The sequence below is a fragment of the Rhodococcus aerolatus genome (assembly GCF_054783215.1).
On record NZ_BAAGQZ010000047.1, the window covers coordinates 23,650 to 39,810 of the forward strand.

A 16,161-nucleotide genomic window follows, 5' to 3' on the forward strand; every position below is an offset into this window, starting at 1 on the left:
CCGGCCATTGGAGTGCCGGTGGTCGTCATCCGGGCGGGGTGACGACCACGGGCACTCCGGTGGCGGTCAGGTGGTCTTCTTGGCCGGGGCCTTCGTCGCGGTCGTCTTCTTGGCCGCCGTCTTCGTGGTCGTCCCCGTCGCGGTCGTCTTCGCGGCGGTCGTCTTCTTCGCGGCGGTCGTCTTCTTCGCAGCCGCCTTCTTGGCGGGGGCCTTCTTCGCCGGGGCCTTCTTGGCCGGGGCCTTCTTCGCGGCCGCCTTCTTCTTCGGGGCCGGCCCCCGGGCGCGCCGCTCGGCGAGCAGCTCGGAGGCGCGCTCGTCGGTCAGCGACTCCACCGCGTCGCCCTTGCGCAGGCTCGCGTTGGTCTCCCCGTCGGTGACGTAGGGCCCGAAGCGGCCGTCCTTGACCACCATGGGCGTGCCGGTGACGGAGTCGTTGCCCAGCTCACGCAGCGGCGGGGTGGCCGCACCCCGCCCACGCCGCTTGGGCTCGGCGTAGATCTTCAGCGCCTCCTCCAGGCTGACGGTGAAGAGCTGGTCCTCGGTCGTCAGCGAGCGGGAGTCGGTGCCGCGCTTGAGGTACGGGCCGTAGCGGCCGTTCTGCGCGGTGATCTCCTCGCCCGTCGTCGGGTCGGTGCCCACGGTGCGCGGCAGCGAGAGCAGCGTCAGCGCCTCGTCGAGGGTGATCGTGGCCAGGTCCATCGACTTGAACAGCGAGCCGGTGCGCGGCTTCGGCCCGGCCGCGGCCTTCCTGGCGGCGGTCTTGCGGGCGGGCGCCTTGGCCGGGGCCTTGGTCGCGACGGCCACCCCGCCCCCGCCTTCGGACGAGGACGCCGCGGGGGTCGCGTCGAGGTCGACGGGGTCCGGCGCCGGCTCGGGCAGGATCTCGGTGACGTAGGGGCCGAAACGGCCCTCCTTGGCGACGATCTCGTGCCCGGTGACCGGGTCGATCCCCAGCTTGCGGCCCTCCTGCGGGGTGGAGAACAGCTTCTCCGCCACCTCCAGGGTGAGCTCGTCCGGGGAGAGGTCGTCCGGCAGGTTGGCGCGCTGGGACTCCTCGGCCCCGGACTCACCGACCACGGTGCGCTCCAGGTAGGGACCGAAGCGGCCGACCCGGACGTGGACCGGGCGGCCCTGCGCATCGTCGAACATCTTGATGGAGTTGACCTCGCGGGCGTCGATCTCCTCGAGGTTGACCCCGACGAGCTTCTTCAGCCCGCCGGCGCGCGCCACGGAGCCCTCGGCCCCGGTCTCGCCGCCGAAGTAGAACCCGTCGAGCCAGTGCGTGCGCTGCTCGGTGCCCGAGGCGATCTGGTCGAGCTCGTCCTCCATGGCGGCGGTGAAGTCGTAGTCCACCAGCCGTCCGAAGTGGACCTCGAGCAGGCCGATGACGGCGAACGCCACCCACGACGGCACCAGCGCGCTGCCCCGCTTGTAGACGTAGCCGCGGTCCTGGACGGTCTTGATGATCGACGAGTACGTCGACGGCCGCCCGATCCCCAGCTCCTCCAGGGTCTTGATGAGGCTGGCCTCGGTGTAGCGGGCCGGCGGGCTCGTGGTGTGCCCGTCGGGGGTCAGCTCCGCGGCGGTCAGGGCCTGGCCCTCGGTCAGCTGCGGCAGCCGCGACTCGGAGTCGTCGGCCTCGCCGCCGGCCTGCTCGTCGACGGTCTCGACGTAGGCCTTGAGGAAGCCGGGGAAGGTGATGGTGCGGCCCGACGCGGCGAACGTGCAGGTCTCCCCGGTGCCGGCGGTGCCCTCGATGCGCAGGCTCAGCGTGGTGCCGCGGGCGTCGGCCATCTGCGAGGCCACCGTCCGCTGCCAGATCAGCTCGTAGAGCCGGAACTCGTCGCCGTCGAGCCGGGAGTGCAGCTCGCCCGGGGTCTGGAACGCCTCGCCGGCGGGGCGGATCGCCTCGTGGGCCTCCTGCGCGTTCTTCACCTTGCGGGTGTACTGCCGCGGCTGCGGGTGGACGTACTGCTCGCCGTAGAGGTCACCGGCCTGGCTGCGGGCCGCGCTGATGGCCGTCTCCGAGAGCGTCGTGGAGTCGGTCCGCATGTAGGTGATGTAGCCGTTCTCGTACAGCCGCTGGGCGATGCTCATCGTCCGCTCGGAGGAGAACCGCAGCTTGCGGCCCGCCTCCTGCTGCAGCGTCGAGGTCATGAACGGCGGGTACGGCCGGCGGCTGTACGGCTTCTCCTCGACCGAGGTGACGGTGAGGTCGGCGCCCTGCAGCGACTCGGCGAGCCGGCGGGCGTGGCCCTCGTCGAGGACCGTCACCTCCGCCTTGCCGCCCTTGAGCTGCCCGTCGGCGCCGAAGTCGCGGCCGGAGGCCACCCGGGCGCCGTCGACGGTGCTCAGCCGGGCGCCGAAGGTGCGCGGGCTGGCCGACTCCCCGGCGTCGAGCACCGCGGAGACGTCCCAGTACCCGGCGGAGCGGAACGCCATGCGCTCCCGCTCCCGGGAGACGATCACCCGCGTGGCGACGGACTGCACCCGGCCCGCCGAGAGCTTCGGCATGACCTTCTTCCACAGCACGGGGCTGACCTCGTAGCCGTAGAGGCGGTCGAGGATGCGGCGGGTCTCCTGGGCGTCGACGAGGTCGGTGTCGAGGTCGCGGGGGTCCTCGGCGGCGGCGCGGATCGCGGACTCGGTGATCTCGTGGAACACCATCCGGCGGACCGGCACCTTGGGCTTGAGCGTCTCCAGCAGGTGCCACGCGATGGCCTCGCCCTCGCGGTCACCGTCGGTGGCGAGGTAGAGCTCGTCGACGTCGCGCAGCAGGGTCTTGAGCTCGCTGACCGTGGACTTCTTGTCCGGGCTGACGACGTAGAGCGCCTCGAAGCCGTGGTCGACGTCGACGCCGAGGCGCGCCCACGGCTCGCCCTTGTACTTGGCGGGCACGTCGGCGGCACCGCGCGGCAGGTCGCGGATGTGGCCCCGGGAGGACTCGACGACGTAGTCCGAGCCCAGGTAGCCCGCGATCTTGCGCGCCTTGGTGGGCGACTCGACGATCACCAGACGGCGCAGGCCGTCCGACGAGCTCTTGCTGCGTGCTGCCACCTGCCGGCCACACCTTCCTGTACGTGCTCGTGGGGTCCGCCGCGGGTGACGTCCCGGGGGCGGACACCGACAGGGTGGCACAGGTCCGTCCCGGCGTGCCGCGACGCCGGTCCCCGCGGGTGGCGCGGCTCAGGCGTGCGGGGCGGGCGCGGCGGGCCAGGAGGCGGGGGCCGCGGGGTCGTCGGGGCACTGCCCCACCCACTCCACGAGCCGCAGCAGCCGGCGGCGCCCGCTGACCCGCAGGGCCGGGCCGCCCCCGCGCGGGCCGAGCAGGGTGGCGGCGACCCCGACGCGGGACAGGGCCGCGGCGAGACCCTGGTGGGTGTCGGGCGCGTGCGGGTCCAGGCCGAGGGCGTAGCCCGCCTCGTCGGTGCGCCCGGCGGCCAGCGCCCACGCCCGCAGCGCCCGCGGCGGCGGCGCCCACGCGGGCGGTACGGTCTTCACCGCGCCACGGGTCCACGCGCGGGCCAGGTCGACCAGCCGGGAGTCGGGCGCGGTGCGCACCAGCGGCCTGCCCTCCTCGGCCGTGACGACCTCGGCCTCGATGCCCGAGCGGGTGACCAGCTCGGCGATGGCGGTCGCGCGCCACAGGTCGGCGACGAGCACCGACACCCGGACCGCGTGCCCGGCGGTGACGAGCTGGCCGTGGGCGGCGAGCAGCCCCGCCAGGTCACCGGGCGCGGGCTCGGCGAGGTCGGCGGAGAAGAAGGACAGCTGCTCCACGGGCGTGACCCTAGCCAGGCCGGGCCGGGCGACCCCCCGGACAGCGAGGACCCCCGCCACCTCGGGAGGTGACGGGGGTCCTGCTCAGTGCTGGTGAACCCGCTGGGGGCTCAGCGCTGGGCCGAGATCAGAGCGCGCGAACGCCCGTGGCCTGGGGGCCCTTGGTGCCCTGGCCGACCTCGAACTCGACGCGCTGGTTCTCCTCCAGGGTGCGGAAGCCGCTGCCCTGGATCTCGGAGTAGTGCACGAAGACGTCAGCCGAACCGTCCTCGGGGGCGATGAAGCCGAAGCCCTTCTCCGCGTTGAACCACTTCACAGTTCCCTGTGCCATGCTGTTTTCTCCTTCAAGAACACCGGATCAGACGCCACAGTTGGCGTGGCGTCGGGCCGGTTGAGAACGCGCTTCCCGTGGAGGGACCCGGGGGTCTTTCCTCGAGGCACACGCCCGCAACGACGATCCTGCGAGCGCGAGAGCGTGATGCCTACGAACACAGAAGCTGCGACCGAGTCCAAGTCAACCACGGCGCGGGCCGCCAGCACAGCCCGCACGCCGATCTTCGTCGCCGACCCCCGCCCGCGGCAGCGGTGTCGGTGGCTCGGGCCAGACTGGCGGGGTGACCACCCGGACCCCGCCGCGGCCTCCCGCCGCCGCTCAGGGCGCTGCGGCTGGGGTCGGCCCGGCGCTGCTGGAGCGGGTGCTCGCCGGCACGCCGTCGGGTGAGAGCCCCGTCACCCACGTCGCCGAGCTGCCCGCCCGGACGGCGCGGCACGCCGACTGGCCCGCCTGGACGCACCCCCGGCTGCGCGACGCGCTGGCCGAGCGGGGCGTCGTGCGGCCGTGGTCGCACCAGGTCACCGGGGCCGAGCACGCCCGCGCCGGGCGCCACGTCGTCGTCGCCACCGGCACCGCGTCGGGCAAGTCGCTGGCCTACCAGCTGCCCGTGCTCACCGCGCTGCTCGAGGACCCCCGCGCCACCGCGCTGTACCTGTCCCCGACCAAGGCGCTGGGGGCCGACCAGCTGCGCTCGGTGACGGGGCTCGGCCTGGCCGGGGTGCGCGCCGCGAGCTACGACGGCGACACCCCGCTCGACGAGCGGGACTGGGTGCGGGCGCACGCCAACCTGGTGCTGACCAACCCGGACATGCTGCACCGCGGGGTGCTGTCCTGGCACGGCCGCTGGGCGCGGCTGCTGCGCTCGCTGCGCTACGTGGTGGTCGACGAGTGCCACACCTACCGCGGCGTGTTCGGCTCGCACGTGGCGCTGGTGCTGCGCCGGCTGCGGCGGGTGTGCGCCCGCTACGGCAGCGACCCGGTGGTGGTGCTGGCCAGCGCGACCTCGGCCGACCCGGCGCCGTCCGCGTCGCGGCTGGTGGGGGCACCGGTCGCGGCGGTCACCGAGGACGGGTCCCCCTCGGGCGCACGGACGGTGGCGCTGTGGGAGCCACCGCTGCTGGACGGGGTGACCGGGCTGGGCGGGGCCCCGGTGCGGCGCTCGGCCGGGGCGGAGGCGTCCCGGATCATGGCCGACCTCGTGGTGGAGGGGGCGCGGACGCTGACGTTCGTCCGCTCCCGGCGCGGGGCGGAGCTGACGGCGCTGGGCTCGGCGCGGCTGCTCCGGGAGGTCGACGCACCGCTGGCCGAGCGGGTGGCCTCCTACCGGGCGGGCTACCTGGCCGAGGACCGCCGCGAGCTGGAGGCCGCGCTGGACGACGGCCGGCTGCTGGGGGTGGCGACGACGAACGCGCTCGAGCTGGGCGTCGACATCGGCGGGCTGGACGCGGTGGTGGTGGCCGGCTACCCGGGCACGGTGGCATCGTTCTGGCAGCAGGCCGGGCGGGCGGGGCGGGCGTCGCAGGGCTCGCTGGTGGTGCTCGTGGCCCGGGACGACCCCATGGACACCTACCTGGTGCACCACCCGGAGGCGCTGCTGGACCGGCCCGTCGAGGCCACGGTGACCGACCCGGCCAACCCGTACGTGCTCGGCCCGCACCTGCTGTGCGCGGCGGTGGAGCGCCCGCTGACCCCGGACGAGGTGGCCGCGGACTGGCCGGGCGCGCAGGAGGTGCTCGACGAGCTGGTGGCCGACGGGCTGCTGCGGCGGCGGCCGCGGGGCTGGTACGCCGCGGCCGGGCTGGACCCGCACGGTGACGTGGACCTGCGCGGCTCCGGCGGGCTGCAGGTGGCGGTCGTCGAGGGGTCGACGGGGCGCGTGCTGGGCACCGTGGAGAGCTCGAAGGCGCCCTCGACCGTGCACGAGGGCGCGGTGCACCTGCACCGGGGGCGGTCCTGGGTGGTGGACGAGCTGCACCTCGGGGACGGGATCGCCCTGGTGCACGCCGAGGAGCCGGACTGGACGACGCGCGCGCAGACGGTGAGCGACATCCGGGTGGTGCGGGTGCTGCAGTGGGCGACGCACGGGCCCGTCGACGTCGGGCTCGCGGAGGTCGACGTGACCAGCCAGGTGGTGAGCTACCAGCGGACGCTGCCCGGTGGCGAGCTGCTCGACGAGACCCCGCTGGACATGCCGGAGCACACGCTGCGCACCCGCGCGGTGGTCTACACCCTCGACGAGCACCTGCCCGAGCGGCTCGGCCTCGACCCGGGGGTGCTGCCGGGGGCGCTGCACGCGGCCGAGCACGCGGCGATCGGGCTGCTGCCGCTGGTGGCGACGTGCGACCGGTGGGACATCGGCGGGGTGTCGACCGCGCTGCACCCGGACACGCTGCGGCCCACGGTGTTCGTGCACGACGGGCACCCGGGCGGGTCGGGTTTCGCCGAGCGCGGGCACACCGAGCTGGCCCGGTGGCTGACGGCGACCCGGGACGCGATCGCGGCCTGCGAGTGCCCGGCGGGCTGCCCCTCGTGCGTGCAGAGCCCCAAGTGCGGCAACGGCAACGACCCGCTGGACAAGGCCGGCGCGGTCATCGTCCTCGACGCCGTCCTGGCCGCCCTGCCCTGACCCCACCACGGCCGCCCTGCCCGCGTTTCGCCCACTTCGCGCTCCCCGGCACGACCCCTGCCCGCGTTTCGCCCACATCGCGCGAGTCCACAGCCGTCCTGGGCGCGTTTCGCCCACTTCGCGCGAGCCCTTGAGCTGCGGCGGGCGCACTTTGCGGTGTTCGCCGGAGCCTGGAGCCGCGGCGGGCGCACTCTGCGGTGTCCGCCGGAGCCGGGAGCCGCGGCGGGCGCACTCTGCGGTGTTCGCCGGAGCCTGGAGCCGCGGCGGGCGCACTCTGCGGTGTCTGCGGCGGCCGGGAGCCGCGGCGGGCGCACTCTGCGGTGTCCCGACGGGGGCTCCGGGTCAGCCCTCGGGCACCGGTTCGGCCCGGGCCACCCCGCGGGCCGACCCGAGCCCGGCGACCGACACCGGGCCGTCCACGGTCACGGCCACCACGGCCGCCCACCCGTCGAACCGGCACTCCGCCAGCACGCCGCCCATGCGCGCCGCGACCAGACCGGCACGGCCGCAGGCGCTCTCCTCCTCTTCGAGCGCGTACGACGCGGCGGCGAGCGCCCCGAGGTCGGCGGCCGCCTCCGCCCGGTGCCGGGTGCTCACCGCCGCCCCGACCTGCAGCAGCAGGGCCATCACGGCCACGATCGCCCCGATCGCGCCCACCGCGAGGACGGTGCCCGAGCCGCGGTCACCCCCCGGCCGCGCCCGGGACACGGCCGCACACCGGCTCACGGCGGACCACCGTCCGCCCCCGTCGGCTCGGGCACCGCGACGGCCACCCCGCTGAGCTCGAGCCCCGGCAGCAGCCGGGCCGAGGCGCTGACCCGCACCGTCACCAGGTCGGCACCCGTGCTCACCTCGACCTGCGCGCCGGCCGGGGCCACCTGGGCCGCTACCGACGCCGCCCGCCCGGCCTCGCCGCGCGCGACGAGCCGGGCGGCCTCCCGGGCCGCGTCGAGGCACTGCACCTGCGCGGCCACGGCCATCAACCCGGCCAGCGCGAGGACCAGCACCGCGGTGATGGACCCGATCGCGATGGCCGACTCCACCGTGACCGCGCCCCGGTCGCCACCACGACCGGCCGCCTCGGGCACCACCCGGGAGGCCACCGGTCAGACCTGCGTGCTCAGCGCGCGCTGCACGATGCCCGTCAGGGCAGTCACCACGCTGTCCCCGGTCACCACCGTGTAGAGCACCGCGCCGAACGCGGCCGCCGCGATGGTGCCGATGGCGTACTCCGCCGTGGACATCCCGTCGTCCGCCACCGCCGCCTCCACCAGCCGCGCCTGCAGCCGGGCGACCGGTCCCACCCGCACCTCGGCGGCCTGCTCGTCGGGCCGCGCATCGTCGATCACCATCGTCGTTCCCCTCTCACCCACCACCGTGGACCATCCACGGTGGACACCTAGACCAGCCCGCCGTGCAGCACCGGGCCGGCGAGCCCGAGTACCACCGGGACCACCCCCAGGCACACGAAGGCGGGCAGGAAGCACAGCCCCAGCGGGCCGGTGACCAGGACGCCGGCCCGCTCGGCCGTCGCCGCGGCCGCGTCCTGGGCCTGCGCCCGGCACGTCGCGGCCAGCTCGGCGACCCCCGCCGCGAGCGACGACCCCGACCGCGCCGAGCGGCGCGCCATCCGCGCGAGGCCCTCCGACGCCGGGTCGTCCGCCGCGTCGGACCAGGCGACGGCGGGCTCGGCCCCCAGCGCGAGCAGCTCGGCCGCGCGGTGCAGCGAGGACGCCAGCCGTGGCGGGGCGCTGCGGGCCACGACACCGGCCGCGGAGGCCAGCGGCAGGCCCGCCCGCAGGCAGGCCGCCAGCAGGTCGAGGCTGCCCGCCACGGCGAGGGGGTCGGGCGCGACCTCGGTGGGCCGACCCAGCCGCCGCACCGCGCGGTGCACCACGCCCGCGACCACCAGGCCCACGACCACCCCGACGACGCCCCCGGCGAGCAGCGCGACCGAGGCCCCGGCCGCCGCGGCGACCAGCACCGCCAGCACCGCGGAACCCCGCCCGTCCTCCGGGGCCACCGCTCCACCGCCCAGCACCGCCAGCCGCCCGCGCGCGGTCACCGCCGGCCCGGGCACGAGCAGCAGCGCCGCGGCCAGCACCACGGCCGCCAGCGCCGTCACCGGGCCACCACCGCGGTGATGCGGGCGGTCCACGCGAGACCGGCGCAGGCCAGGGCCGTGCCCACCAGGAGCAGCACCCCACCGGTCGGGGTGCCCAGGAGCAGCCCGACCGGGGCGGCGCCGACGGCCTCGCCGAGCCCGATGCCCAGCAGCGGCAGCGCGGCGAGCACCGCCGCGGTCGCCCGCGGTCCGGCCAGGCCCGCGTCGGCGCGGCTGCGGAACGCGACCCGCCCGGCGACGTCGACGCGCACCGCGTCGAGCAGCTCGGCCAGCGCCACACCCCGCTCGTCGGCCACCCGCCACGCCGCCGCGACCCGCTCCAGCTCCGCCGCCAGCGCGCCGGGACCGGTGGTGAGGCCCTCGGCCGCGCTGCCCCCGAGCCGGCACCGGGCGGCGGCCTCGGCCAGGACGGTGCGCACCGGTTCGTCGACCTCCTCGGCCGCGGTGGCGCAGGCCGTCGCCGGGTGGGCGCCGACCCGGAGCTCGGCGACGACCACCTCGAGGCCCGCCACCAGCGCGCCGACCTCCGCCGCGTCGCGACGGGCCGTCCGCCGGGCCCGCCACCGCCGTTGCGCCGTGGCCGCGGCGAGGGCCAGGGCTGCGCCGGGCAGCACCCCGCCCAGGAGCACCCCGACCGTGAACCCCGCGGCTGCTGCCCCGAGGGCACCGACCGGGCGACGCACGCGGCGGACCGCGGGACCTCCCACGGCCAGCGTGCGGGCCCGGCGTCGCGCGGGCCCGGGCGGCAGCACCAGCAGCGCGGCCGCGAGGACCGTCAGCGCAGCGGCCACGCCGCACCCCGCTCGGCCAGCAGCGCCGCGAGCTGCTCCGCTCCTTCGCCGGCGCCCGACGCGCGGTCCCAGGCGGGAACCACCCGCACGGTGCGGTCCCCCGTCCGCTCGAGGACCCCGACGGCGGCGAGCCCGCGTCGGCCGTCGGCGTCGCGCCGCACGTGGAGCACCACCTGGACGGCCGCGGCGAGCTGGCTGTGCAGCGCGGCGGCGTCCATGCCCCCGAGCGCGGCGAGCGCCTCCAGCCGGGCCGGCACCTCGCGGGGGGAGTTCGCGTGGACCGTGCCCGCCCCGCCGTCGTGCCCGGTGTTCAGGGCGGTGAGCAGGTCGACCACCTCCGCACCACGGACCTCGCCGACGACGACGCGGTCGGGCCGCATCCGCAGCGCCTGGCGCACGAGCTGGCGCACCGTGACCTCGCCGACGCCCTCGACGTTGGGGGCGCGGGCGACGAGCCGCACCACGTGGGGGTGGCGGGGGCGCAGCTCGGCGGCGTCCTCGACGCACACCACCCGCTCGGTCGGGTCGACCACCCCGAGCAGGGCCGCGAGCAGCGTCGTCTTGCCCGCCCCGGTGCCACCGACGACGAGGAACGCCAGCCGGGCGTCGACCACGGCGCGCAGCAGCGGAGCCACCTCCGCGGGCACGCCGCCGGAGCGGACCAGGCCGTCGAGGTCCTGGCTGGCCGGGCGCAGCACCCGCAGCGACAGGCACGTCCCGTCGGCGGCGACGGGCGGCAGCACGGCGTGCAGCCGAACCCCGGTGCCGCCGTACCCGGCGTCGGGCAGGCGGCCGTCCACCCAGGGCTGGGCGTCGTCGAGCCGGCGCCCGGCCGAGAGCGCCAGGCGCTGGGCGAGCCGGCGGACGGCGGCGTCGTCGGTGAACGCGACCGCGGTGCGGACCAGGCCGGCGCCCCGGTCCACCCACACCTCGTCCGGCGCGGTGACCAGGACGTCGGCGACGTCGGGCTCGCGGAGCAGCGCCTCGAGCGGGCCCGCCCCGGAGAGCTCGGTCTGCAGGGTCCGCAGCACGGCGAGCAGGTCGGTGTCACCGAGCACCCCGCCGGACTCGGTGCGGATGGCTGCCGCGACGACGGAGGGCGTCAGCTCCCCGGTGGCCTCGGCCAGGCGCAGCCGCACCCGGTCGAGCAGCTCCTCCCCGCCCAGCACGGCGGCGGTCCTCACGCGACGTCCGCGAGCACGGCGCGGGCGGCGACGGCGAGCCGGCTGCGGCGCCCGGTGGGCAGCCGTCCGGCCTCGAGCCCCCGCTCCAGCCGGGCGTCCGCACGGACCGTGGCGAGCACGTCCAGGGCCAGCACCGAGGCGACGTCGGCCGCGGAGAGACCACCCGGCCCGGGGCCCCGCACCACGAGCTTGAGGACGGCGGCGCGGCCGGCCACCGCGGCGGCCACCCGTCGGGCGGCGGCGCACGCGCGCAGCTCGGCCGGCACCACCAGCACCGCCAGGTCGGCCCGCTCGAGGGCCGCCAGCGCCGCGTCGCCCAGGGTGCGGGGCAGGTCGCACACGACCAGGTCACCGGCGCGGCGGCCGGCGTCCACCACCGCGGCGACCGCGGCGGGCTCGGGGCCCGGGTCGTCCCGGCCGCAGGCCAGCACGGTCACCTGCCCGCCCGGGACGGGCACCGCGGGCAGCGCGTGGTGCAGCGACTCCGCCGCCACCCGGCCCCCGGCCAGGCCGAGACCGGCCCAGCGCAGCCCGGCGGCGTCCTCCGCGCCGAGCAGCCGGTCGACCCCGCCGGAGAGCGGGTCGCAGTCGACGAGCAGCGCGCGACGGCCCTGCGCCGCGGCGGCGGTCGCGACGGCGGCGGCCAGCACCGAGGCCCCGGCCCCACCGCGGCCCCCGAGCACGGCCACCACCCGTCCCGCCCCGTCGGCGGGGTCGCTGCCCTCCCCCAGCAGGCCGACGAGGAACGCGTCACCGTCGGGCAGCGTCACCACGTGCTCGGCGCCCGCGCCGACCGCCGCCCGCCACACCGCATCGTCCGGGGCACCCGGGGCGACCACGACCACCCGGTCGCGGCGCGGCAGCCGGTCCCCGGCGCACGCCCGGGCGGCGGCGCCGTCGAGGACGACCGCCGCGGCGCGGGTCCACCCGACCCGCACGGCCCCGGGGTCGGCGACCAGCTCGAGCTCCGCCCCGGCGGCCGCGGCCAGCCGCGCCACCTCCTCGCGCAGCTCCCGGTCCACCACCCACGCCAGCACGGCCACCGTCGAACCCCCTCGCCCGCACCGCCGTTCGGTGCCCGAGGACGACGGTGCCGACCCGGGGGCAGCGGCGGAAGGGGGAGATCGGCACCTGTGGACAACCCGGTCCCGGCCGTCCACAGGGCGGTGGCGGCCCTTGTCCCGCGACCGCCGCGCCGCTACAGCTTCGCGTGCTCCCGGGAGAGCGCCACGTAGGCGTCAGCGTTGAACGTCACGCTCGCGCGCTCCTGCTCGGTCAGCTCCCGGCGCACCTTGGCCGGCACCCCCGCCACCAGCGAGCCCGGCGGCACGACCGTGCCCTCCAGCACCACCGCGCCCGCGGCGACGAGCGACCCGGTGCCGATGACGGCCCCGTTGAGCACGGTCGCGCTCATCCCCACCAGCACGTCGTCCTCCACCGTGCACCCGTGCAGCACCGCGCCGTGGCCCACGCTGACCCCGGCGCCGACGGTGCACGGGAACCCCGGGTCGGCGTGCACGACGACGCCGTCCTGCAGGTTGGAGCGCTCCCCGACGCGGATGTGCTCGGTGTCGCCGCGCACGACCACCCCGTAGAAGGCGGAGGCGTCCGCGGCGAGGCTCACCCGCCCGACCAGCGTGGCCGACGCCGCGACCCACGCCGCCGGGTCGACCTCGGGCGTGTGGCCGTGGAAGGACAGGACGGGCACGGTGACCTCCGGGTGTCGGGCCGCTCTGCCACGCTGGCCGGGTGAGCGACGACTCCGAGCCTGCCACCACCGTCGGCCGCGGGTGGCAGGGCCGCTGGTTCGAGGACTTCACCGTGGGGGACGTCCACCGGCACCCGTTGGGCCGCACCGTGCTCGAGGTCGACAACAGCTGGTTCACGCTGCTGACCCAGAACACCGCGGCGGTGCACGTCGACGCCCACGTGGCCGCGCAGACCCGGTGGGGCCGCCCGCTCGTCGACTCCACGTTCACCCTCGCCCTGGTCACCGGGCAGTCGGTGACCGACGTGTCGATGAACGTGCTGGCCAACCTCGGCTGGGACCGGGTGCGGCTGCCGAACCCGCTGTTCGCCGGCGACACCATCTACTCCCAGTCCGAGGTGCTCACCGTGCGGGAGTCCCGGTCGCACCCCGACGCCGGGCTCGTCACCGTCCGCACGGTCGGCTACACCGCCGAGGGCACCATCGTCATCACCTTTGAGCGGACGCTGCTGGTGTACCGCCGGGGCCACGGGCCCGACCCGGCAGGCGTCGCCCCGGTGTGGGACGAGCGGTCGCTGCGGGCCGCCGGGCTCACGAGCCCGCCAGAGGGTCAGGCACCAGAGGATCCGGCACCGACAGGTCAGGCCGGCCCGGACGACGCCGGACCGGCCTGACTGGTCACCTGACCCACACATGGGACGACCCCCGCCAGGGGGGAGGGGCGGGGGTCGTCGAGCTCAGCCCCGGGGGGTCGGGCTGAGCTCTCCCGGGCTAGCCGGGTACCGACGATGCTACACACAGCGTGGCGGTCGTTCGATGTTCAACGGCCGTCCGGTGTGTGCCGCCGCTCACGCGCGGCCGACGCCGCCGCCTTATGCTCGAGGGGTGGCCGGCCCGGTGAGACCCGTCGCGGCGTTCTTCGACCTCGACAAGACCATCATCGCCCGCTCGTCCACCCTGGCGTTCTCCCGGCCGTTCTTCGACGAGGGCCTGATCAACCGTCGCGCCGTGCTCAAGAGCAGCTACGCGCAGTTCCTCTTCATGCTCTCCGGGATGGACGCCGACCAGACGGAGCGGATGCGCTCGCACCTGGCGGGGCTGTGCGGCGGCTGGGACACCGCGCAGGTGCAGTCGATCGTCGCCGAGACGCTGCACGACATCGTCGACCCGCTGGTCTACGCGGAGGCGGCCTCGCTGATCGCCGAGCACCGGGCGCAGGGCCACGACGTCGTGGTCGTCTCCGCCTCCGGCGACGAGGTCGTCGGGCCGATCGCGGCGATGGTCGGCGCGGACCACCACGTCGGCACCCGGATGGAGGTCGCTGACGGCCGCTACACCGGGCAGATCGACTTCTACTGCTGGGGCGAGGGCAAGGCCGAGGCGATCCGGGCCATGGCCGACGAGCGCGGCTACGTCCTCGCCGACTGCCACGCCTACACCGACTCGGTGACCGACCTGCCGATGCTCGAGGTCGTGGGCCACCCCACCGCGGTCAACCCGGACCGGGCGCTGCGCCGGGAGGCCATCGCGCGCGGCTGGCCGGTGCTCACCTTCTCCAACCCCGTCTCGCTGCGTGCGCGGATCCCCACGGCGTCGCGCACTGCGGTCACCACCGCCGCGGTCGGGCTGGCCGTGGCGGGCGGGGCCGCGGCGTGGGCGACGGTGTCCCGCCGGCACCGCCGCCGCTGACGCTGCGCCGTCCACGCTGACGCCGTGCCGTCCGCGCTGACGCTGTGCCGTCCGCGCTGACGCTGTGCGACGGTCCCGCCCGACCGGGTGAGACCCCTTGCTGTGACCGGGGTCACACGGTAGAACTGGGTCAGGGAACGCCGACAGGCCAGGGTCGATCCGGAGGAGAAGGGTCGCACCCCCCGGTCGGAGCTCCTCGCACGAGCCGCCAGGCACCCACGCCGAGCGGGCCCCACGAGGCCCACACCGTCGTCGGCCTGCGACACCGGCACCACCCCGCAGCTCCGGGGACCCGCCGGCTGTCGCCGAGGCCAGCAGCACGACGTACTCCGCACGCCTGGTAACCCGGCTGCTCGTGCTGGAGTGCCGGAGGCCCCGCCGCAGACCGACCGCGGCGGGGCCTCCGGCCTGGGTGCGTGCGGCCCTGCGCGTGCGGCCTGTGAACGAGACCTCGCCCCCCGGGTGCAGCAATCACACACAGCGCTACAGGTGGGACTGCACCCAGGCCTCGACCTCGCTCGCCTCGGTCGGCAGCCCGGCCGACTGGACGACGTGCCCGTCCCGGGTCACCACGAGGTCGTCCTCGATGCGCACCCCGATGCCGCGGAGCTCCTCGGGCACCGTGAGGTCGTTGGCGTGGAAGTACAGCCCGGGCTCCACGGTCAGCGCCATGCCCTCCTCGAGCACCCCGTCGTGGTAGGCCTCGGCGGAGGACCGGGCGCAGTCGTGCACGTCGAGGCCGAGGAAGTGCCCGACGCCGCAGGCGATGTAGCGGCGGTGCTGCTGGCCCTTGGGCTCGAGGGACTCCTCCACCGACACCGGCAGCAGGCCCCAGTCGTGCAGGCCCTCGGCGAGCACGCGCATGGCGGCGGCCTGGAACTCCCGGTAGGCCGCGCCCGGCTTGACCTCGGCCATCCCGGCGAGGTGCGCGCGGTGGACGAGGTCGTAGACCTGCCGCTGGGCGGGGCTGAAGGTGCCCGAGACGGGGAACGTGCGGGTGACGTCCGCGGTGTAGCAGCTCGTGGCCTCGACCCCCGCGTCGAGCAGCAGCAGCCCGTCCTCGGGCACGGCGCCGTCGTTGCGGACCCAGTGCAGCACGGGCGCGTGCGCGCCGGAGGCGACGATGGAGGAGTACCCCACCCCGTTGCCCTCGGTGCGCGCACGCCGGTCGAAGGTGCCCTGCAGCCAGCGCTCGCCCCCGCCGCGGACGGCCTCGGGCAGCGCGGCGGCCACCTCGCCGAACCCGGTCACCGTGGCGTCGACCGCGTGCTGCAGCTGGCCGAGCTCCCAGTCGTCCTTGATCCGACGCAGCTCGGAGAGCACGCGCCGCAGGTCCCCGCCCGCCCCGGTGACGAGCGCGTCGAGCAGCGGCTCCACCCCCACCGTGGCGAGCAGCGCCGGGTAGTTCCCCCGCAGCGCCGCGGGCAGCGCCTCGAGCGGGCGGGTGGTCACGCCGAGCGCCTCGGACCACTCGGCCAGCCCGGGCACGGCCCCGACCCACAGCTCGCCGTCGCGGGCGGAGGCGAAGAAGTCGGCCTCGTCCGGCCCCGCGGGCTCGCGCAGGAACAGCGTCGCGTCGTGCCGGTCCCCGGACGGTGACATCACCAGCACGGCGCCCTCGGCGGTGCAGCCGGTCAGCCACAGGAAGTCCGAGTCGGGGCGGAACTCGTAGTCGCTGTCGTTGGAGCGGACCGGGGCGCGGCCGGCGGCGACGGCGATCCGCTGGCCCGGGAAGGCGTGGGAGAGCCGCTCGCGGTGCTCGGCCGCGGCCTGCGCCGCCCCGGCGAGGGTGCGGGGCTCGCGGTCCCCGGGCCCCCAGCTGCCGCGGACGTACTCGCGGAAGCCGGGGGCGTCGGTCAGTCGGCTGGGGTCGCGGCGCGCGGGACGGGTCATGCCCCCCACGCTAACGCCGCGCGGGCCCGAC

15 protein-coding genes are annotated in these 16,161 nt (G+C 76.5%); 3 read left to right on the forward strand and 12 right to left on the reverse strand.

The window, feature by feature from the left end; translation table 11 throughout:
- Positions 1–66: 66 nt before the first annotated feature.
- From topA to ACYVOF_RS18275, 3 genes are all read right to left on the reverse strand, one after another.
- Positions 67–3,057 carry a type I DNA topoisomerase gene (gene topA / locus ACYVOF_RS18265; RefSeq protein WP_460869030.1) on the reverse strand — a complete coding sequence of 997 codons (2,991 nt, stop codon included), beginning with the start codon at positions 3,055–3,057 and terminating at the stop codon, positions 67–69.
- Between the two features lie 129 nt (positions 3,058–3,186).
- On the reverse strand, positions 3,187–3,780 hold the full coding sequence (locus ACYVOF_RS18270; protein WP_460869032.1) for a hypothetical protein: 594 nt from the start codon (positions 3,778–3,780) through the stop codon (positions 3,187–3,189).
- Between the two features lie 127 nt (positions 3,781–3,907).
- Positions 3,908–4,111, reverse strand: a complete 204-nt coding sequence (locus ACYVOF_RS18275) for a cold-shock protein (protein WP_003935252.1) — start codon at positions 4,109–4,111, stop codon at positions 3,908–3,910.
- 283 nt (positions 4,112–4,394) lie between these two features.
- On the opposite strand from ACYVOF_RS18275, the gene ACYVOF_RS18280 reads away from it, so the two are divergent.
- Positions 4,395–6,740: a DEAD/DEAH box helicase gene (locus ACYVOF_RS18280; RefSeq protein WP_460869035.1), complete on the forward strand. Its 2,346-nt coding sequence runs from the start codon at positions 4,395–4,397 to the stop codon at positions 6,738–6,740.
- Positions 6,741–7,082: 342 nt separating this feature from the next.
- Here the strand turns inward: ACYVOF_RS18280 and ACYVOF_RS18285 are convergent, their stop codons facing one another.
- The 8 genes from ACYVOF_RS18285 to ACYVOF_RS18320 all read right to left on the reverse strand — a co-directional run bounded on the left by ACYVOF_RS18285 (position 7,083) and on the right by ACYVOF_RS18320 (position 12,548).
- Positions 7,083–7,466 carry an Rv3654c family TadE-like protein gene (locus ACYVOF_RS18285; protein WP_460869037.1) on the reverse strand — a complete coding sequence of 128 codons (384 nt, stop codon included), beginning with the start codon at positions 7,464–7,466 and terminating at the stop codon, positions 7,083–7,085.
- Positions 7,463–7,843 carry a TadE family type IV pilus minor pilin gene (locus ACYVOF_RS18290; protein ID WP_460869039.1) on the reverse strand — a complete coding sequence of 127 codons (381 nt, stop codon included), beginning with the start codon at positions 7,841–7,843 and terminating at the stop codon, positions 7,463–7,465. Before ACYVOF_RS18290 ends, ACYVOF_RS18285 begins: the two co-directional genes overlap by 4 nt.
- A gap of 3 nt (positions 7,844–7,846) precedes the next feature.
- A complete protein-coding gene (locus tag ACYVOF_RS18295) occupies positions 7,847–8,044 on the reverse strand; it encodes a DUF4244 domain-containing protein (RefSeq protein WP_460869088.1) in 198 nt (65 codons plus the stop codon).
- Positions 8,045–8,139: 95 nt separating this feature from the next.
- The gene (locus ACYVOF_RS18300) at positions 8,140–8,649 is read right to left on the reverse strand and encodes a type II secretion system F family protein (protein ID WP_460869090.1); all 510 of its coding nucleotides are present in this window, start codon (positions 8,647–8,649) and stop codon (positions 8,140–8,142) included.
- A 212-nt stretch (positions 8,650–8,861) separates the two neighbouring features.
- On the reverse strand, positions 8,862–9,656 hold the full coding sequence (locus ACYVOF_RS18305) for a type II secretion system F family protein (protein ID WP_460869041.1): 795 nt from the start codon (positions 9,654–9,656) through the stop codon (positions 8,862–8,864).
- Positions 9,641–10,840 carry a TadA family conjugal transfer-associated ATPase gene (locus ACYVOF_RS18310; RefSeq protein WP_460869043.1) on the reverse strand — a complete coding sequence of 400 codons (1,200 nt, stop codon included), beginning with the start codon at positions 10,838–10,840 and terminating at the stop codon, positions 9,641–9,643. The genes ACYVOF_RS18305 and ACYVOF_RS18310 overlap by 16 nt, the downstream gene beginning before the upstream one ends.
- The gene (gene ssd, locus ACYVOF_RS18315; protein WP_460869045.1) at positions 10,837–11,883 is read right to left on the reverse strand and encodes a septum site-determining protein Ssd; all 1,047 of its coding nucleotides are present in this window, start codon (positions 11,881–11,883) and stop codon (positions 10,837–10,839) included. Before ssd ends, ACYVOF_RS18310 begins: the two co-directional genes overlap by 4 nt.
- 155 nt (positions 11,884–12,038) lie before the next feature.
- Positions 12,039–12,548 carry a gamma carbonic anhydrase family protein gene (locus tag ACYVOF_RS18320; RefSeq protein ID WP_460869048.1) on the reverse strand — a complete coding sequence of 170 codons (510 nt, stop codon included), beginning with the start codon at positions 12,546–12,548 and terminating at the stop codon, positions 12,039–12,041.
- A gap of 41 nt (positions 12,549–12,589) precedes the next feature.
- Between ACYVOF_RS18320 and ACYVOF_RS18325 the strand changes: the two genes are divergently transcribed.
- Positions 12,590–13,222: a MaoC family dehydratase gene (locus tag ACYVOF_RS18325; RefSeq protein ID WP_460869050.1), complete on the forward strand. Its 633-nt coding sequence runs from the start codon at positions 12,590–12,592 to the stop codon at positions 13,220–13,222.
- Between the two features lie 142 nt (positions 13,223–13,364).
- Complete coding sequence (locus tag ACYVOF_RS18330; RefSeq protein ID WP_460869052.1) at positions 13,365–14,237, forward strand: HAD family hydrolase; 873 nt, start codon at positions 13,365–13,367, stop codon at positions 14,235–14,237.
- 483 nt (positions 14,238–14,720) lie between these two features.
- Here ACYVOF_RS18330 and ACYVOF_RS18335 read toward each other — a convergent pair whose 3' ends face one another.
- Complete coding sequence (locus ACYVOF_RS18335) at positions 14,721–16,130, reverse strand: aminopeptidase P family protein (protein WP_460869054.1); 1,410 nt, start codon at positions 16,128–16,130, stop codon at positions 14,721–14,723.
- Positions 16,131–16,161: the final 31 nt, after the last annotated feature.